General features: G+C 66.8%; 14 protein-coding genes. 8 read left to right on the top strand and 6 right to left on the bottom strand.

Annotated elements, in window-relative coordinates; all coding sequences use genetic code 11:
* The first annotated feature begins 31 nt into the window (after positions 1-31).
* Positions 32-706 (top strand): ribulose-phosphate 3-epimerase, encoded by a 675-nt coding sequence (gene rpe / locus ATE62_RS17070; protein ID WP_058808632.1) that lies wholly within the window; start codon positions 32-34, stop codon positions 704-706.
* A gap of 3 nt (positions 707-709) precedes the next feature.
* A complete protein-coding gene (locus ATE62_RS17065; protein WP_058808631.1) occupies positions 710-2,473 on the top strand; it encodes a heparinase II/III family protein in 1,764 nt (587 codons plus the stop codon).
* A 132-nt stretch (positions 2,474-2,605) separates the two neighbouring features.
* On the opposite strand, the gene ATE62_RS17060 is transcribed toward ATE62_RS17065, so the two are convergent.
* Positions 2,606-4,954 (bottom strand): TonB-dependent receptor plug domain-containing protein, encoded by a 2,349-nt coding sequence (locus ATE62_RS17060; protein ID WP_082662871.1) that lies wholly within the window; start codon positions 4,952-4,954, stop codon positions 2,606-2,608.
* A gap of 211 nt (positions 4,955-5,165) precedes the next feature.
* Here ATE62_RS17060 and ATE62_RS17055 point away from each other — a divergent pair, with 211 nt between their 5' ends.
* The 4 genes from ATE62_RS17055 (at position 5,166) to ATE62_RS17040 (ending at position 10,345) form a co-directional block, all read left to right on the top strand.
* Positions 5,166-6,599, top strand: coding sequence for a metallophosphoesterase (locus tag ATE62_RS17055; RefSeq protein ID WP_443028870.1), 1,434 nt, complete (start codon positions 5,166-5,168; stop codon positions 6,597-6,599).
* A gap of 1 nt (position 6,600) precedes the next feature.
* Positions 6,601-7,608 carry a phytase gene (locus ATE62_RS17050; RefSeq protein ID WP_058808630.1) on the top strand — a complete coding sequence of 336 codons (1,008 nt, stop codon included), beginning with the start codon at positions 6,601-6,603 and terminating at the stop codon, positions 7,606-7,608.
* Between the two features lie 268 nt (positions 7,609-7,876).
* Positions 7,877-9,469, top strand: a complete 1,593-nt coding sequence (purH, locus tag ATE62_RS17045; RefSeq protein WP_058808629.1) for a bifunctional phosphoribosylaminoimidazolecarboxamide formyltransferase/IMP cyclohydrolase — start codon at positions 7,877-7,879, stop codon at positions 9,467-9,469.
* Between the two features lie 222 nt (positions 9,470-9,691).
* A complete protein-coding gene (locus ATE62_RS17040; RefSeq protein WP_058808640.1) occupies positions 9,692-10,345 on the top strand; it encodes a YqaA family protein in 654 nt (217 codons plus the stop codon).
* Positions 10,346-10,495: 150 nt separating this feature from the next.
* On the opposite strand, the gene ATE62_RS17035 is transcribed toward ATE62_RS17040, so the two are convergent.
* Both ATE62_RS17035 and hppD read right to left on the bottom strand, forming a co-directional pair.
* Entirely contained in the window at positions 10,496-11,041 is a 546-nt protein-coding gene (locus tag ATE62_RS17035) for a VOC family protein (RefSeq protein ID WP_058808628.1), read from the bottom strand.
* A complete protein-coding gene (gene hppD / locus ATE62_RS17030; protein ID WP_058808639.1) occupies positions 11,038-12,141 on the bottom strand; it encodes a 4-hydroxyphenylpyruvate dioxygenase in 1,104 nt (367 codons plus the stop codon). Before hppD ends, ATE62_RS17035 begins: the two co-directional genes overlap by 4 nt.
* A gap of 178 nt (positions 12,142-12,319) precedes the next feature.
* Here hppD and ATE62_RS17025 point away from each other — a divergent pair, with 178 nt between their 5' ends.
* On the top strand, positions 12,320-13,198 hold the full coding sequence (locus tag ATE62_RS17025; RefSeq protein ID WP_058808627.1) for a hypothetical protein: 879 nt from the start codon (positions 12,320-12,322) through the stop codon (positions 13,196-13,198).
* Between the two features lie 120 nt (positions 13,199-13,318).
* Here the strand turns inward: ATE62_RS17025 and ATE62_RS17020 are convergent, their stop codons facing one another.
* From ATE62_RS17020 to ATE62_RS17010, 3 genes are all read right to left on the bottom strand, one after another.
* Entirely contained in the window at positions 13,319-15,199 is a 1,881-nt protein-coding gene (locus ATE62_RS17020; RefSeq protein WP_058808626.1) for an ABC-F family ATP-binding cassette domain-containing protein, read from the bottom strand.
* A gap of 152 nt (positions 15,200-15,351) precedes the next feature.
* Positions 15,352-16,119, bottom strand: a complete 768-nt coding sequence (locus ATE62_RS17015; protein WP_058808625.1) for a sulfite exporter TauE/SafE family protein — start codon at positions 16,117-16,119, stop codon at positions 15,352-15,354.
* 126 nt (positions 16,120-16,245) lie between these two features.
* Entirely contained in the window at positions 16,246-17,172 is a 927-nt protein-coding gene (locus tag ATE62_RS17010; RefSeq protein WP_058808624.1) for a LysR family transcriptional regulator, read from the bottom strand.
* An 83-nt stretch (positions 17,173-17,255) separates the two neighbouring features.
* Between ATE62_RS17010 and ATE62_RS17005 the strand changes: the two genes are divergently transcribed.
* Positions 17,256-17,594: a hypothetical protein gene (locus tag ATE62_RS17005; RefSeq protein WP_058808623.1), complete on the top strand. Its 339-nt coding sequence runs from the start codon at positions 17,256-17,258 to the stop codon at positions 17,592-17,594.
* The last annotated feature ends 194 nt before the right edge of the window (positions 17,595-17,788 follow it).

The raw sequence follows: 17,788 nt of genomic DNA, 5'->3' as shown, positions 1-17,788 counted from the left end.
CACCATCGGTAGGCGGTTAAGGCCGATCCCCATGTCCGCCACCCCGCCCCCCGTCCGCATCGCCCCTTCGATCCTCAGCGCCGACTTCGCGAAGCTCGGCGAGGAAGTGCGCGCGATCGAGAGTGCGGGGGCCGACTGGGTGCATATCGACGTGATGGACGGCCATTATGTGCCGAACCTGACGATCGGCCCCGCGGTGGTGAAGGCGCTGCGCCCGCATTCGACCCTGCCCTTCGACGTGCATCTGATGATCTCGCCCGTCGACCATTTCCTCGACGCCTTCGCCGCGGCGGGGGCCGACATCATCACCGTCCATCCGGAAGCCGGGCCGCACATCCACCGCACCGTCCAGCACATCAAGTCGCTCGGCAAGCAGGCGGGCGTGTCGCTCAACCCCGCGACCCCGGCGAAGATGCTCGATTACCTCATCGACGACATCGACCTGGTCCTCATCATGAGCGTCAACCCCGGCTTCGGCGGGCAGAGCTTCATCTCGAGCCAGCTCCGGAAGATCGAGGCGGTCAGGAAGATGATCGAGAAATCGGGCCGCGACATAAGGCTCGAGGTCGACGGCGGCATCGACGCGGGTACCGCGCCGCTCGCGATGGCGGCGGGCGCCGACGTGCTCGTCGCGGGGACCGCGACCTTCAAGGGCGGACCCGACGCTTACGCCGACAATATCCGGCGGCTGCGCGGCGACGCCTGAGGCATGGCGGTGCGCCCCGTGACCACAGCGCCCGACGCCCCCGATATCGGCACCGACATCGACGACACGATCGAGCCGGGCAAAAGGCTGATCCGGCTGCCCGCGGAGAAGGGCCTGTCGCTCGGCGACCGCATCGCCAACCATATCACGCGGCTGACCTGGCGCACGCCGCTCCACGCCTTCCGGCTGAAGGGGCGTTTCCCGCTGAAGCTGCTCGGCGTGCCCGACGATCCGGTGCCCGGCGACACGCGCGCGGGTACCGCGATCCGCGCCGGCCATTTCCTCCACCGCGGGCTCAAGCTGCCGCTCGGCGAATGCGATTTCGCGGATCTGAACGTCGCGCCCGCCTTCGCCGATTATCTCCACAGCTTCGCCTGGCTGCGCGACCTCGCCGCGACGGGCAGCCGCGCCGACGGCGCGCCGATCGCCGAGGCGATGGTGCGCAATTGGCTCGCCGCGCATGGCGAGACGGTGAGCGAGCCCGCGTGGCGCGCCGACAATGCCGGCTGGCGCATCCTCTATTGGGCGTTCCACGCGCCGCTGATTCTCTCGTCGAGCGACCTCATCTATCGCTCGGCGGTGCTCAACCATCTTGCGCGCGCGGCGCGCCACCTCGACCGCGTCGCCGACAAGACGCGGCCGGGCGTCGGCCAGCTCGTCGCCTGGACCGGCATCGTCGCCGCGTCGCTGCTGATGCCCGGCGGCGAGCCGCGGCAGGTGTTCGGCGAGGCGGGGCTGCGCAAGGTGCTCGAGACGAGCTTTTACGCCGACGGCGGCAATATCGCGCGCTCGCCGCAGGCGCAGCTCGACGCGATCATGGCGCTGGCGATGCTCGCGCGCATCTACGACATGCGCCGCATGGAGGTGCCGCCCTTCGTCCAGGAAGTGCTCGCGCGCGCCGTTCCTGCCCTATTGGGCCTCGTCCACGCCGACGGCGGCATGGGCAGCTGGCAGGGCAGCGGCGCGACCTCGGCCGAGCATATCCGCGCGATCGTGACCGCGAGCGGCGTGCGCACCCGCCCGCTCAAGCAGGCGCGCGACTGGGGGTATCAGCGACTCGTCGCGAACAAGGTCGTGCTGCTCGCCGACGCCGCACCGCCCCCCATCGCCCGCGTGACCGAGGCGGGCTGCGCGTCCACCTTGGCGTTCGAGCTCAGCGACGGTGCCGACCGGATCATCGTCAATTGCGGCGGCGCCGCGCTCTCGGGCGCGACGATCCCCGAGGAGCTGGCACGCGGCTTGCGCACCACCGCGGCGCATTCGACCTTGACCATCGCCGACAGCAATTCGACCGCGATCCTCGCCAGCGGCGCGCTCGGCAAGGGCGTGACCGAGGTCGAGCTCGACCGCCACGAGACGCCGCAGGGCAGCCGGCTCGAGATGAGCCACGACGGCTATGCGCGCCGCCACGGGCTGATCCACCGCCGCCTGTTGATCCTCTCGCCCAACGGCCGCGAGCTGCGCGGCGAGGACCAGCTGCTTCCCGCCCCGCGCAGCCGGCGCAAGGGCGACAAGTCATTCGTGCTGCGCTTCCACCTCGGTCCGATGTTGCAGGCGAGCATGACCGCCGACAAATTGGGCGCGCTGCTGCGCATCCAGGGCGGGCCGCTGTGGCAGTTCCGCACCAGCGAAGGCGCGCTCGCGGTCGAGGAGAGCCTGTGGGTCGACGGCGACGGCCGCCCGCACCCCTGCGAGCAGCTCGTCGTCACCGGCACCGCCCCCGCGGGCGGCGCGAGCATCGGCTGGATCTTCAAGCATATCGGCTGACGGCGGGAGCCGGGATCGGCCCTCCCAAAACACGTCACCCCGGACTCGACCCGGGGTGACGGTGAATGGACTATCCGTTCCATCCAGGCCGGCAACCGGCGCCCCAGGGACTGGGCGCCGGCCGCCGCAAACTCAGAAGGCGTAGCGCGCCATGATCTGGAACACCGGACCCGCCTTTTCGCTTTCGAGCTCATATTCGTCGAAGCTGCGATCGAGCTGGTCTTCGACCGTGGTGAACTTGTTGAACGTCTCGCGCTTCGCGCCGTTCAGCAGGTTCGATCCCACCGCGCGGATCGTGAACTTCTTGCCGAAACGCTTTTCGACGAAGATTTCGAGGTCGGCGCCATAGGTGGTGAACACCTCCTCGCCGATCACGCGGTCGAACGCGCCGCCCTGCTTGCGATAGGTCGCGCCGAAGGCCGCGCCGAAGGACTTGATGTCCTGGATGAAGCCGACATTGTAGACATAGTCCGACTGGCCGTTGAAGCGGCGCTCGCCGAACAGGTCGGTGATCTCGCTGTCGAGGAACGAGACGTTGCCGAAGATGCCGGTATCGGGCAGGCCGATGAAGCCGAGGTCGGTCGAAAGATCGAACTCGATGCCGTAAACCTTGCCGTTACCGACATTCTGCGGCTGGAAGACGAAGGTGCCATCGCCTTCCGACCCTTCGTCGCCGGTGTTGGTCAACTCGATGAGGTCATTGACCTTGCGATAGAAGACATTGACCCCCGCGATGCCCGAACGGCCGATGCGCTGTTCGTAGCCGAGGTCGAAGCCCCACGCGGTTTCGGGGTCGAGCAGCGGATTGCCGAGCAGGTCGTTGTCGCCATATTCGGCCTCGAGCAGCGCGGGCGACAAGAAGTTGAACTCCGGGCGGCGGCTGGTGCGCGCGACCGAACCGGTGATGCGACCGCCGCTGCCGATGTCGAACTTGAACGACGCCGACGGCAGGAACTCCTCGTAATCATTGGTGAAGCGCGCGCCCGGCGGGGTCAGGTCGTCGATGGTGAGGTCTGTCGTCTCGTAGCGGACGCCGGCTTCCCACGCAAAATTGTCCGTCTTGCCTTCGAGCACGACGAAACCGTCGAGCCTTTTTTCCTCGATGCTGTTCAGCCCGCCGGTCGCGGGCGCGAAGGCGCCGAAGGTGCGGACGAATTCGGTCGGGTTGCGGCTGAACTGGTCATAGCCCTGGCGATCGGCGACGGTCAGGTCGTAGCGGTCGCGCGGCGCTTCGAGGATCGCCGTCGAACGATCCTTGTCCTGCCAGAAACCGCCGAAGATCAGCTTGGTGTCCTCGCCCAGCTTGAACTCATGCTCCAGCTTCACCGACAATTCCTTGTCGGTGATCGCGCTCAGCGTCTGGTCGCCGGTGAAGCGCGGGCGGGCGCGGTCGAACTCGACCTCATATTCGGTCTCGAACCGGTCTTCGTCGAACTCGGACAGGCCGACCTTGATGCTCGTTTCCCCGAGCGACCAGCGATGCGCGAGCTTCGCGTTGACGCTGTAATTGTCCTGGTTGATCTTCGCGACATTGGCATTGTCGACGGTCAGATTGCCCGGCGGGGTCGCGCGGACCGGACCGTTGATCGCGGTCGGGTCGTTATATTCGAAGCTACGCTCGGTCTCGGTGCGGTCGGTGTGAACGTAAAAGCCGTTGATCGAGACATCGGTCGTGTCGCCCTTGATGTCATAGGTTGCGTTGAACGAATAATCCTTGCCGTCGCGGGTGTCGCGCTGGTCTTCGCGATTGTCGAAATCGTCGGTGGCGAAATTCGGGTTGTTCTCCGGCGAATCGCCATAGCGGAGCGAGAATTTCTTCTTCGGATTGTGCCGCCCCTGGAAATTGGCGCCGATCAGGAAGCGGCCCGGGCCAAGCGCCCCGCCGAAAACGCCGCCGACGCTGGGTTCCAGTTCCTTGTCGTCGAAATAGAGGCCGCCCGCGCGCAGATAGCCGCCGTCGAGCTCGTAACCGTCGCGCAGCTTGATGTTGAGCGTGCCCGCGACCGCGTCGCCGGTGCGGCGCGCCGACGAGGAACGGACGATCTCGACGCGGTCGATCAGTTCGGCGGGGATGCGGTCGAGAAAGAAGCTGCGGTCGGCGTTCGACCCCGGCACCTTCTCGCCGTTGATCAGGATCTGCGTATAGCCCGGGGGCAGGCCGCGCAGCCGCGCGCCGTCGCTTTCGATGACGTCCGACAGGAAGGTCACCGACGGCACGCGCTTCAGCGCGTCGCCCGCGGTCAGCGGCTCGAAGCGCTGAAAGAATTCGCTGTCATAGGTGAGCACGGGCTCGGCGACGTCGTCGCTGCGGTTGCGATAGCCGATCGTGCCGAGCACGACGATGTCCTGCGCGCTGGTGATCGTGCCGTCGCTACTTTCATCGACGGGCAGCGGCGCGTCCTGCGCGGCGGCGGGGGCGGCGATCATCGCGGTGGCAAGCGCGAGCGCGGCGGCGGATTGCAGGCTGATTTTACGAATCATGATGGACAGACCCCCTTTGTGGTTGCCGGGCCTCTAGGGGCGGTCTGTGACAGTTTGCGGCGAGGCGAATGACGCTTTGATGACAGTTAAGTGACGGAAATATTGTGGGATTGACGCCGCGCCGCTTTGCTGAAAGGGCGCGCGGCCAATCGCGCAGGGCGCGTCTGGAACGGGGAAAATCGCCATGGTCGCACGCGGCACGGACAAGCTGTTGATTTCGCTGGCGTTAGGTGCCGCGGCGATGGCTTCCACGTCCGCGCTGGCGGCGGAGCCCGCGACCGCCGGCTTTCCCATCGTCACGCGGACCGAGGACGGTCAGCCCATGCCGCGCTCGGCCGGGTTGCCCTATGCGCCCAAAAATCTCGCCGACCGCATCGTGCTGACCGCGGGCGCCGACCCCGCGCGCGAAATGGCGGTGGCGTTCCGCACCGACCCCGCGCAGGCGACGGCGGAGGCCGAGATCGCGCCGTCGGTCGACGGCCCGACGCTCGGCGAGAAGGCGAAGCTGGTCACCGGCAAATCCTATCCCGTCGACAGCAGCTATGGCCGCGCGCTCTATCACCAGGTGCGTTTCGAGGGGCTGTCCCCCGACACCGTCTACAGCTACCGCGTCAAGGGCGCCGCGGGGTGGAGCGAATGGTATCAGTTCCGCACCGCCGCCGCGGCCGACGAGCCCTTCCGCTTCCTCTACCTCGGCGACATCCAGAACGGCATATTGACCTATGCCAGCCGCGTGATCCGGCAGGCCTTTCATGCGAACGGCGACATCCGCCTCGTCGTCCACGCCGGCGACCTCGTCGGCCAGCGCGACGACCTCGACCATGACGACGAATGGGGCGAGTGGAACCAGGCCGGCGGCTATAACTACGCGATCGTCCCGCAGCTGCCCGCGACGGGCAACCACGAATATGTCGACACGATCAAGCCCGACGGAACCGAAAGCCGCCGCCTCGGCCCCTATTGGCCCGCGCAGTTCGCACTGCCGAACAATGGCGCGAAGCCGGTCGAGGCGACGACCTATTATGTCGATTATCAAGGGGTGCGCTTCATCATCCTCGACGGCACCGCCGCGATCGACCTCGGCTCGATGCAGGCGCAGACCGACTGGCTCGACCGGACGCTCGCGTCGTCGAAGGCGAACTGGAACGTCGTGCTCTTCCATCAGCCCGTCTTCACCTGCGCGCGCCCGAACGACACGCCCGAGATCAAGGCGGCGTGGAAGCCGGTGTTCGAAAAGCGCAAGGTCGACCTGGTGCTGCAGGGCCACGACCATTGCTACAGCCGCCTGACTTGGGAAGCGGGCCGCGAGGCGAGCGCCAGGGCGCGCGCCGACGGCATGGTGCAGGGGCCGGTCTATCTGGTCTCGGTCACGGGGTCGAAGATGTATCGCCTCAACGAACGCACGCCGTGGCAGCCCGACAAGGTCGCCGAGGCGACCGAGCTCTACCAGATCGTCGACGTCGAGCCCCAGCGCATCAAGTTCCGCACCTTCACCGCGTCGGGCAAGCTCTACGACGGTTTCGACCTCACACGCACCGACCAGGGCAATCGCCTGTCCGAACTCGCCGAACCGACGCTTGCCACGCGGCGCTGTTCGGGCGAGGTCGGACCCGACGGTGGGGCCTGCGTCGCATCGGGGAAATGACATGACCAAGACCGTGAAATATTTCGCCGCCTTCGGCCTCGCCTCCGCGCTCGCCGGTTGCGGCGCCAAGGAGCCCGTCTTCTTCGGCCTGCCGCCGGTCCCGGTGACCGCGAGCGGCGAGACCGACCCGGTCGGCACCGGCCGCGCCGACGCCGCCGACGACCCGGCGATCTGGGTCGATCCCGCGAACCCCAATCGCGCGCTGATCGTCGCGACCGACAAGAAGGCGGGCATCCACGTCTATGACCTCAGCGGCAAGGACATCGCCTTCATCAAGGGCGGGCTCGTCAACAATGTCGACGTCGTCGGCAATATCGTCGCCGCGAGCGACCGCAACGACGGCGTCAACGCGCATATCGCGCTCTTCCGCCTCGACCCCGACAAACCCTCGCTCACCCCGCTCGGCCGCGCCGCGGCGGGGACGGGCGAGGCCTATGGCTTCTGCCTCAAGAAGACCGGGCCTGGCGAGCCGCTGGTCGCGGCGCTGATCATCAAGGACGGCACGGTACGCGTCGGTCCGCTGACGATCGACGGCGCCGCGCCGACCTTCGCGGTCGACTGGGAAGCCAAGGTCCCCACGCAGGCAGAGGGCTGCGTCTTCGACGACGACACGCTCTATGTGGGCGAGGAAGACGCGGGCATCTGGCGACTGACACGGAACAGCGCCAGCCTCGTCGCGCGGATCGACAACCAGCGCCTCGTCGCCGACGTCGAGGGGCTCGCGACGATCGATCACAAGGGCCAGCGCTACCTGCTCGCCTCGTCGCAGGGCGACAACGCCTATGCGGTCTTCAAGCTGCCCTCGATGGACTATGTCGGCCGCTTCGCGGTAACCGCGGGCGCATTCGGCGCGACGAGCGAGACCGACGGCATCGAAGCGGTCGCGGGCAATTTCGGCGCCGCCTACCCCGACGGCATCTTCTTGGCGCAGGACGGCGACAACGCGCCCAAGGCGCAGAATTTCAAGCTCGTCCGCTGGGACGAGATCGCGGCGGCGTTGGGGCTGTAGGGCTTTCGGAAGATTCGCGCAGAGGCGCAGAGGGCGCAGAGATTCTGTTCACGCGGAGGCGCGGAGGCGCGGAGAAGGAAAGATTGGCGGCTTTGCCGCCCTTATTCTTCTTTTCTCGGCGTCCTCTGCGCCTCTGCGCGAGAATCCTTCTTCCTTTTCTTCTCCGCGTCTCCGCGCCTCCGCGTGAACCCTTCAAAACTTGCCCTGAGGCCGCCACCCGCCTAGGGGGGCCGCGTCTTTTCCATCCCTGCAAAGGCCGCCCCTTCCCATGACCGACCTGATTCCCGTCCGCCGCGCGCTCCTCTCAGTCAGCGACAAGGCGGGGCTGACCGAGCTTGCCGCCGCGCTCGTCAACCATGGCGTCGAGCTGGTCTCGACCGGCGGCACCGCGAAGGCGCTGCGCGAGGCGGGTCACAATGTCCTCGACGTCTCCGACCTCACCGGGTTCCCCGAGATGATGGACGGCCGCGTCAAGACGCTCCACCCGACGGTCCATGGCGGCATCCTCGCGGTCCGCGACGACGCCGCGCATGTCGCGTCGATGGAGGCGCATGGCATCGGCGCGATCGACCTCGTCGTCGTCAACCTCTACCCCTTCCTCCAGACCGTGATGAGCGGCGCCGACCGCGACACGATCATCGAGAATATCGACATCGGCGGCCCCGCGATGGTGCGCTCGTCGGCGAAGAACCACGCCTTCGTCGGCATCGTCACCGAGCCCGAGGATTACACCGCACTCATCGAAGAGCTGGACGCCAATGGCGGCGCCACCACGCTGGCGCTGCGCAAGCGCCTCGCCGCGACCGCCTTCGCGCACACCGCGACCTATGACAGCATGATCGCGCAATGGTTCGCCTTCGCCGACCAGGGCAAATTCTTCCCCGACACGCTGCCGCTCACCGCCAAGCTGTCGGCCGAGCTGCGCTATGGCGAGAACCCGCACCAGAAGGCCGCGCTCTACCTGCCCGCCGGCCCCGCGGGCCGCGGCATCGCGCAGGCCGAACAGGTCCAGGGCAAGGAGCTCAGCTATAATAATATCAACGACGCCGACGCCGCGCTCGAGCTTGTCGCCGAATTCCGCGAGGCGGGGCCGACCTGCGTCATCGTCAAACACGCCAACCCGTGCGGCGTCGCGAGCGGCGCGACGATCGCCGAGGCCTATGACGCGGCGCTGAAGTGCGACGATGTCTCGGCCTTCGGCGGGATCATCGCGGTCAACCGCCCGCTCGACGGCGCGACTGCCGAGGCGATCAGCACCATCTTCACCGAGGTCGTCTGCGCCCCCGACGCCGACGCCGACGCGCGCGCGGTGTTCGCGAAGAAGAAGAATCTGCGCCTGCTGCTCACCGGCGAACTGCCCGACCCGGCGCGCGGCGGGCTGATGCTCAAGACGATCGCCGGCGGCTGGCTCGCGCAGAGCCGCGACAATGGCCGCATCGGCCTCGGCGACCTCAAGGTCGTCACCGACCGCGAACCGACCGAAGAAGAGCTGACCGACGCGCTGTTCGCTTGGACCGTCGCCAAGCACATCAAGTCGAACGCGATCGTCTACGCCAAGGGCGGCTCGACCGCGGGCATCGGTGCCGGCCAGATGAACCGCCGCGACAGCGCGCGCATCGCTGCGGTCAAGGCGCGCGAGGCCGCCGAATCGCACGGCTGGGCACAGCCCCGCACCGTCGGCAGCGCGGTCGCGAGCGACGCCTTCTTCCCCTTCGCCGACGGGCTGCTGGCGGCGGTCGAGGCCGGGGCGACCTGCGTGATCCAGCCCGGCGGCTCGATCCGCGACGACGAGGTGATTGCGGCGGCGAATGAAGCGGGGCTCGCAATGGTCTTCACCGGGATGCGGCATTTCCGGCACTAAGATTTCCACCCCTCCTCTTCAGAGGAGGGGCAGCGAGACTTGGGCGCTTGCGCCTTAGTCGCAGCGGGGTGGTGTTCCTTCACCGGCGTCCACCACCCCAACCCCTCCTCTGAAGAGGAGGGGCTTTGTTGTCGACTTCCCGTCATGCCCCCGGCATAGATGCGCCCGCCTGACCCCTCGCAGCCAAGGACCAGCATGACCGCCACCCCGCGCAACAAGTCCATGATCCAGAATCTCTACAACTGGACCATGGAGAAATCGGCGCACCCGCACGCCGAATTCTGGCTGGCGCTGGTCTCCTTCGTCGAGGCGAGTTTTTTCCCGATCCCGCCGCACCCGCTGCTCGGCCTGATGTGCCTCGCGAACCCGCAGAAGGCGGTGCGCTATGCAATCATCTGCACGCTCGCCTCGGTTGCGGGCGGCATCTTCGGTTACGGGATCGGCTTCTTCCTCTACGAGAGCGTCGGGCTGTGGCTGCTCGGCGTTCTGGGGCTCACCGACGCCTTCCCGCCGGCGGCCTGTTACCTCCGCGAATTCGGTGCCGAGATCATATTGATCAAGGGCGCGACGCCGATCCCGTTCAAGCTGCTGACGATCACCGCCGGCTTCATCCACATGAATTTCTTCACGTTCCTGTGGGCAAGTCTCGCCAGCCGGGCCTTTTCCTTCATGCTGGTGGGCATATTGTTCCGGCTGTTCGGCGCCCCGATCAAGGCGTTCATCGACAAATATCTGGTGTGGGTCACCGGCGCCTTCCTGGTCGCGGTGGTCGCGGGGTTCCTGGTGATCGGCGCGCTGTCGGGCAACGGCGAGAGCAAGGAAGCCGACAAGTGCAGCGGTGCGACGCTCGAGAGCATCGGCCTCGATCGGAAGTAGGTTTTCTCCCCTCCCGCTTGCGGGAGGGGTCGGGGGTGGGCGCGAGCGAAGCGAGCTCTCGACCGCGCTGTAAAAGGCCCACCCCGCTGCGACTAGGAAACAAGTTTCCAAGTCTCTCTGCCCCTCCCGCAGGCGGGAGGGGATAGGAAGTCATTCGTTCGCCATCGTGTGCAGCCAGTCCGCATGCCGCGGCGCCTTCTTCGTCTGGCTCCACTCCTCGAGCATCAGCGGCGCGACGCGTTTCAGCTCGGCATATTGCTCGTCGGTGCCGATATCGCACGCGAGTTCGACGCGGTGCCCGTTGGGGTCGAAGAAATAGATCGACTTGAAGATGCCGTGGTGCGTCGGGCCGAGCACGTCGACGCCTTCGCTTTCCAGATGCGCCTTTGCCGCGACCAGCTCGTCGAAGCTGCCGACCTTGAACGCCAGATGCTGGACCCACGCCGGGGTATTCTCGTCGCGCCCCATGACCGGCTGGTTGGGCAGCTCGAAGAAGGCGAGGATATTGCCGTTCCCCGCCTCGAGGAAGACGTGCATATAGGGATCATATTCACCGGTCGACGGCACATGATCCTCGGCGAAAGCGGTGGTGTAGGTCATGCCGAGCATGCGCTCGTACCATTCGACCGTCTCTTTCGCGTCCTTGCAGCGATAGGCGGCGTGGTGGACGCCGCCCAATTTGATCGGGCTCGTCATTCGGCGGGTTCCTCGACAGTCAGCGCGCCGCGGCGAATCTGGTCCATTTCCATCGATTTGAACAAGGCGGTGAAATTGCCCTCGCCGAAACCCTCGTCCTTCTTGCGCTGGATGAATTCGAAGAAGACCGGGCCGATCACCGTCTGGCCGAAGATCTGGAGCAGCAGGCGCGGGTCGCCCTGTTCGGTCGAGCCGTCGAGCAGGATGCCGCGCGACTGGAGGCCCTCGACCGATTCGCCATGGCCCGGAAGCCGCTCTTCGAGCATCTCGTAATAGGTCGCCGGCGGTGCGGGCGCGAAGGGATTGCCGAGCGCCTTGAGCTTGTCCCAGGCGGCGTAGAGATCGTCGCAGCTGAAGGCGATGTGCTGGATGCCCTCGCCATTATAGGCGCGCAGATATTCCTCGATCTGGCCCTTGCCGCCCGCGCCTTCCTCGTTGAGCGGAATGCGGATCTTGCCGTCGGGGGCGGTCATCGCCTTCGAGGTCAGCCCGGTATATTCGCCCTTGATGTCGAAATAGCGGATCTCGCGGAAACCCGCGATGCGCTCGTAGAAGGCCGCCCAATGCGCCATGCGGCCGCCATAGACATTGTGCGTCAGGTGATCGATCAGCTGCATGCCCGCGCCGACCGGATGGCGATCGACGCCTTCCTCATAGACGAAGTCGATGTCGTAGATCGAAAGGTCGTCGCCCCCATTTTTCCCTTCATACCGGTCGATCAGATAGATGATCGAGCCGCCGATGCCGCGGATCGCGGGCAGGCGGAGTTCCATCGGCCCCGGGGTGACCTCGACCGGCTCGGCGCCGCGCGCGACGGCCTCTTCATAAGCCTTGGCGGCATCGCGGACGCGCCAGCCCATGCCGCACGCCGACGGGCCATGCTCGGCGGCGAAATAGGCCGCGGGCGACTTGGGCTCGTAATTGGCGATCAGGTTGATCCCGCCCTGGCGCCACAATTGCACGTCCTTCGAACGGTGGCGCGCGATCATCGCGAAACCCATCGCCTCGAACACGGGTTCGAGCATGCCCTTTTCGGGCGCCGAAAATTCGACGAATTCGAAACCGTCGAGGCCCAGCGGATTATCGAACAGGTCGGCCATGATCATCTTCCCATTTGGTTTCAATTGAAACTATTATCGCGATCTGCGTCGCCGGAGTCAAGCGCGCGGACTCGGCCGCGGCGCGCAGGATATCATGGCGCGGCCCTATGGCTCAAATCACTGCGGCGCGGCGGGCGATGGCTATGGTAGGATGATCGAAGCAGAGGGGGCAAGGGACATGCCGCAAACATCATCGCTGCGTTTCTGGCTCGCGCTCGGCTGGATGGCGCTCGTCGCCGGCTGGGCGTGGTGGGAATATAGCCATTACAGCGGCCTCTACCGCTGGCTCGCCGAGTGGCAGATCGCACGATGGGGCGGCTATGAGCAGGTCTGGACCGCGCTCGTCCCCGCCTTCATCCTGGCCATCCCGTCCTTGCGCGTGCTGCGCGAGCGCGAACTCCTCAACCAGGCCGCGCTGGTTGCGGGCGACGATCCGGTCCCGATCCTGCGCCGCGTGCGCACGGGCATGCTGCTCTGCGGCGTCATCCTGACGCTCGTCGCGGGCGGAGCCTATCTCTGGTCGCAGACACTGCCCGATCCGTCGGACCCGCCGGTAACGGTCGACCTCGCCCGGCTCGGCACCGCCGCGCCGCCCACCGGCTCGGCGATCTTCGCGGGCGCGGTGCCCGACACCGGCCGCGCGCTGCAGCAGGGCGAGGCCTTCCGCTCGCGCTCGGCCGATATCGACCATCAGACCATTTACGTTCCCGTGGTCGCCAAGGGCGCAGCGAAAGATGCGCCGGTGCGCTTCCTGATCGACCGCGCCAGCTATGCCTTCACGGACAGCGGCGAGGCGCCGCGCACCAACATCTTTCTCGCCGACCATATGCAGGGCGTGCTCGTCGAGAACGGCCTGCCCGCCGAAGTCGTCGCGGCGTTCGAGAAGCAGGGGGTGACGATCGCGTCGCCGCATTATCTGATGACGACCAATTCGGTCGGCGGGCGGCAGACCTATTATATCGTCGCGGCGCTCGGCGGCTTCATCGCGGCGATTCTGTTCCTGATGGCAGCGATCCAGAGCGTGTCGATCGCCCGCGCGCGGCGGCGAAGTACATAAAAGCGGGCATCACCCCAAAATCGTCATCCCGGCGGAGGCCGGGGATCTCGACCTGGCGTCCAAACGCGACGATGAGATCCCGGCCTTCGCCGGGATGACGGATTGAAAGGCGGTAATCGATCAGACGGTCTCGCGCTCGAGCGCTTCGAGCGCCTCACCCGCCTCGACCCAGCGCGCCTCGGCGGTTTCCTGCGCCGCGACGATCTTGCCGCGACGCTGCGACAATTCGCTCATCGTCAGCCCCTTATATTCGTTCGCCGCCCCCGCCGGATCGAACATCGCGCGATCGATCGCGGTCAGCACGACCTGATATTTGGCGAGATCGGCCTCGGCATCCGACACCGCCTTCTTCGCCTTCGCCACGGCTTCGCGCGCCGCGGCGGCGGCCTTGCGGTCGCCCTTGCGGTCGGTCTTCGACGGCGCACGTTCCTTCTCGGACGATTTGCCGAGGATGAAGGCGACATAATCGTCCATGCTGCCGTCGAAATCGCGCGCGGTGCCATTGTCGACGAGCACCAGCCGGTCGGCGGTGAGTTCGAGCATGTGGCGATCGTGGCTGACCAGGATCACCGCGCCGTCGAAACCGTTGAGCGCCTGCACCAGCGCCTCGCGCGCGTCGACGTCGAGGTGGTTGGTCGGCTCGTCGAGGATGAGGAGATGCGGCGCCTCGCGCGTGATCAGCGCCAGCGCGAGCCGCGCGCGTTCGCCGCCCGACAATTTGCCCACTTCGGTGGTGGCCTTGTTGCCCGAGAAGCCGAAGCGCCCCAATTGCGCACGCACCGCGCCCGGCGTCTTGCCCGCCATCACGCGCGTCATATGGCCGAGCGGCGTGTCGGCGCCATCGAGTTCCTCGACCTGATATTGGGTGAAATAGCCGACGCGCATCTTGCCCGTCGCCGCCATCGCGCCGTCCATCGGGGCGAGCTGCGCCGCGAGCAGCCGCGCGAGCGTCGTCTTGCCGTTGCCGTTGCGCCCCAGCAGCGCGATGCGGTCGTCGGGGTCGATGCGCAGGTTGAGCCGCGACAGGATCGGCTGGCCCGGCGTGTAGCCGACGCTCGCGAGGTCGAGCGTGATCAGCGGCGGGCGCAATTCGTCGGGGCTCGGGAAATCGAACGCCAGGCTCGGATCCTCGGCGAGCGCGGCGATCGGCTGCATCTTGGCGAGCTGCTTGGCGCGCGACTGCGCCTGTTTCGCGGTCGAGGCGCGCGCGCTGTTGCGCGCGACATAATCCTGCAGCTTGGCGCGCTGCGCGTCCTGCGCGGCCTTGGCGGCGGCGAGCTGCGCCGCGCGTTCGGCGCGCTGGCGCTCGAAATCGTCGTAACCGCCCGGATAGAGTGTCACCTTGCCGCCCTCGAGGTGCAGGATATGGTCGACGACATTGTTGAGCAGGTCGCGCTCGTGGCTGATCACGACGAGCTGGCCGGGATAGGATTTGAGGAAACTCTCGAGCCACATCGTCGCTTCGAGGTCGAGGTGGTTCGACGGCTCGTCGAGCAGCAGCAGGTCGGGATTCGAGAAGAGCAGGGCGGCGAGCGCGACGCGCATCTTCCACCCGCCCGAGAAGCTGTCGAGCGGGCGCCCCTGCATCTCCTCGTCGAAGCCCAATCCGATCAGGATACGCGCCGCGCGCGCCGGCGCGGTATAGGCGTCGATCGCGATCAGCCGCTCGTGGATGTCGCCCAGCCGGTCGGGGTCGGTCACCGTCTCCGACGCCGCGAGCAGTTCGGCGCGCTCGGTGTCGGCGGCGAGTACGGTCTCGAACGGCGTCGCGGTGCCGCTGGGGGCTTCCTGCGCGATATAGCCGATGCGCGTCTTGCGCGGCATTTCGATGCCGCCCTCGTCGGCCTCGAGGCTGCCGATCATCACCTTCATCAGCGTCGACTTGCCCGCGCCGTTGCGCCCGATCAGCCCCGTCCGGCTCTTGCCGGGCAGGCTCGCGCTCGCGCGGTCGAGGATGGTGCGCCCGCCCAGGCGCACGGTAAGGCCGTTGATCGTCAGCATGGCGCGCGCCCCTAGCATGGCCGGCGGCGAAGCCCAAGGGGGTGGGATAAAGCGTCGCCCCCGCGCAGGCGGGGGCCGCCGTCGGTTTACACGGCGATGGAGGGTTGGAGCCCCAGCGGCCCCCGCCTGCGCGGGGGCGACGACCCGATTTCTCAGCTCAGCGCCTTGTACAGCCCGAACGTGCTCGTCGCGATCAGCACGACGCCGACCATCACCAGCATCACCTTGGGCGAGAAGCGCTTGGCCATCATCGCGCCCAGCGGCGCCGCGGCGACGCCGCCGATGATCAGCCCCAGCGTCGGCCCGAGGATTTCCTCGAAGCCGAGGTTCGCGATAAAGGCGATCGACACCGACACCGCGAGGAAGAATTCGACGCTGTTGACCGTGCCGACGACCTTGCGCGGCTCGCCGCCCTGGACGAGCAGGTTCGAGGTGACGACCGGGCCCCAGCCGCCGCCGCCCGCGGCGTCGAGGAAGCCGCCGACCACCGCGAGCGGGGCGACGACCTTGGGCTTCTCGAACTTGGGCGGATAGAGCAGGCCGCGGATCAGCAGCCACACGCCGATCAGCACCAGATAGCCGAGCACGAAGGGCTTCACGACATCGGCGTGCAGCGAGGTCAGCACATAGGCGCCGAGCACCCCGCCGATCACCCCGGGGATCAGCAGCCGCCAGAACAGGGGCCAGTCGATGTTGCGATGGAAGAGGTGGCTCAGCCCCGAGGCGCCGGTGGTGAACATCTCGACGACGTGGATTCGCGCCGACGCGGTGGCTGGCGGCACGCCGAGCACCGCGACGAGCAGGGTGTTGCAGATCACCCCGAACGCCATGCCGAGCGCGCCGTCGACCAGCTGCGCGGCGAAGCCGATCAGGATGAACGGCAGGAGCGCTGCGATGTCGATGGACGCCAGATCGATCATAAATGTATCCCAACCCCTTTAGTTGACAACTCGCTGCCGCGTTTCGCGGCGAATCGCGAGTCCAATTTTTCTGCGCGCGATGAAGGGATTTGTTTGCACGCCCAAACGAAGCGGGTGCGCACGCGGTCAGCCGGTCACATCGTCGGGCAGATAGTCGCGCACATAATCGATGAAGGCGCGCAATTTGGGCATCACCTGCTTGCGGCTGGGATAATAGAGGAACAGCCCCGATGTCGAGCAGGCATAGTCGCCGAGCACCAGTTCGAGCTGGCCCGCCGCGACCTGCGCCTTGACCACCGGCTCGGCGGTCATGCCCATCGCGACCCCCGCGTTCACCGCGACCATCATCGCGGTGAAGTCGTTGACGATCACCGGGCCGCTCACGCCGACCTCGAACTCGCGATTCCCCTTCTCGAAGGTCCAGGGCATCAGCGCGCCGCTGCCCATCCGCATGCGCACGCAGCGGTGGTTGCGCAATTCCTCGGGCTCGCTGGGCCGGCCATGCTTCTCCAGATAGGCGGGCGCCGCGACCGCGACGAAGCGGAAGGGGCCGGTCAGCCGCACCGCGATCACATCGGCGTCGAGCGATTCGCCCATGCGCACCCCGGCATCGAAGCCGTTGGCGCTGAGGTCGGTCAGCGCGTCCTCGGCATAGATTTCCAGCTCGATCTCGGGATAGGTCTCGCAAAAGCCCGCGATGATCGGCTCGAACAAGGGCTGCACCGCGCCGCGCATCAGATTGATGCGCAGCCTTCCTGCGGGCCGGTTGCCCAGGTTGCGTGCCGCCTCATAGGCATCGCCGAGCCCGGCATAGGCGGGTGCCGCGCGCTCGAAGAACATCTCGCCCGCCTGCGTCAGCCCGACGCTGCGCGTCGTGCGCATGAACAAGGGCGCGCCGACGCGCGCCTCCAGGCTCTTGATCGTCTGGCTGATCGCCGAGGGCGAGACCCCCAGGTCGGCCGCCGCCGCGGAAAAGCTCCGCCGCTCCGCGACACGCAGAAACGCCTCGATCCCGTCGAGGACCCCATGGGGGATTGTTAAATCCTGCTTCAAGGCACTTGCAGATTATAGAGGATTATCTATTTGCGCAATCGCGCCTAAAAAGGTTGCACAACGAAACGAAAGGAACCTCTCCCATGGCCTATCAGCTCTCCAACTTCCGCCGCTTCCCCTCGGCTTTTGCCATCGTCGCCGCTTCGGCCCTGGCCTTTACCGGCCTCGTCGCGACGACCTCGCCGGCTTATGCCCAGTCGGGCGGCGATTATCGCTGCGCCAGCCTCGCCGAACAGGCTTCGACCGCCGCCAGCGGCGCCGAAGCCGGCAAGCAGGCGAATGCCAAGCGCTTCGTCTCGACCGGCAAGAAGCTCTGCGAAGCCGGCAACGAACGCGCCGCTGCCAAGCAGTTCCGCGCTGCGCTCAAGGTCGCCGGTGTGAGCGAAGTGCAGGGCGACGCGCAGGTCGCGGCCGCCAACTAAGACCAAGCCAGACGACACCAATCTCCGATCCGCCCTCTCCCTCTCCAAGGCGGATCCACTGACTGGGGCGGTACCTGATACAGGGCCGCCCCGTTTTGTTTGTGTCGGCTTCCCGATAGCGATTTTTCGGAAAACCTCCTCCCTTCGCGGGGAGGGGGCGGGGTGGGCTGCGGCCGGCGCGTCTTTCCTTTCGT

The sequence above is a fragment of the Sphingopyxis sp. HIX genome, assembly GCF_001468285.1.
Taxonomy (GTDB): Bacteria; Pseudomonadota; Alphaproteobacteria; order Sphingomonadales; family Sphingomonadaceae; genus Sphingopyxis.
Note: the sequence above shows the minus strand (reverse complement) of the source record. Positions and strands in the feature narration are given on the sequence as shown.

What these genes read in the sequence shown, in the direction of transcription:
- rpe (WP_058808632.1), top strand. Translation starts at nt 32, where the DNA reads ATGTCCGCCACCCCGCCCCCCGTCCGCATCGCCCCTTCGATCCTCAGC.
- ATE62_RS17065 (WP_058808631.1), top strand. Translation starts at nt 710, where the DNA reads ATGGCGGTGCGCCCCGTGACCACAGCGCCCGACGCCCCCGATATCGGC.
- ATE62_RS17060 (WP_082662871.1), bottom strand. Translation starts at nt 4,954, where the DNA reads ATGATTCGTAAAATCAGCCTGCAATCCGCCGCCGCGCTCGCGCTTGCC.
- ATE62_RS17050 (WP_058808630.1), top strand. Translation starts at nt 6,601, where the DNA reads ATGACCAAGACCGTGAAATATTTCGCCGCCTTCGGCCTCGCCTCCGCG.
- purH (WP_058808629.1), top strand. Translation starts at nt 7,877, where the DNA reads ATGACCGACCTGATTCCCGTCCGCCGCGCGCTCCTCTCAGTCAGCGAC.
- ATE62_RS17040 (WP_058808640.1), top strand. Translation starts at nt 9,692, where the DNA reads ATGATCCAGAATCTCTACAACTGGACCATGGAGAAATCGGCGCACCCG.
- ATE62_RS17035 (WP_058808628.1), bottom strand. Translation starts at nt 11,041, where the DNA reads ATGACGAGCCCGATCAAATTGGGCGGCGTCCACCACGCCGCCTATCGC.
- hppD (WP_058808639.1), bottom strand. Translation starts at nt 12,141, where the DNA reads ATGGCCGACCTGTTCGATAATCCGCTGGGCCTCGACGGTTTCGAATTC.
- ATE62_RS17025 (WP_058808627.1), top strand. Translation starts at nt 12,320, where the DNA reads ATGCCGCAAACATCATCGCTGCGTTTCTGGCTCGCGCTCGGCTGGATG.
- ATE62_RS17020 (WP_058808626.1), bottom strand. Translation starts at nt 15,199, where the DNA reads ATGCTGACGATCAACGGCCTTACCGTGCGCCTGGGCGGGCGCACCATC.
- ATE62_RS17015 (WP_058808625.1), bottom strand. Translation starts at nt 16,119, where the DNA reads ATGATCGATCTGGCGTCCATCGACATCGCAGCGCTCCTGCCGTTCATC.
- ATE62_RS17005 (WP_058808623.1), top strand. Translation starts at nt 17,256, where the DNA reads ATGGCCTATCAGCTCTCCAACTTCCGCCGCTTCCCCTCGGCTTTTGCC.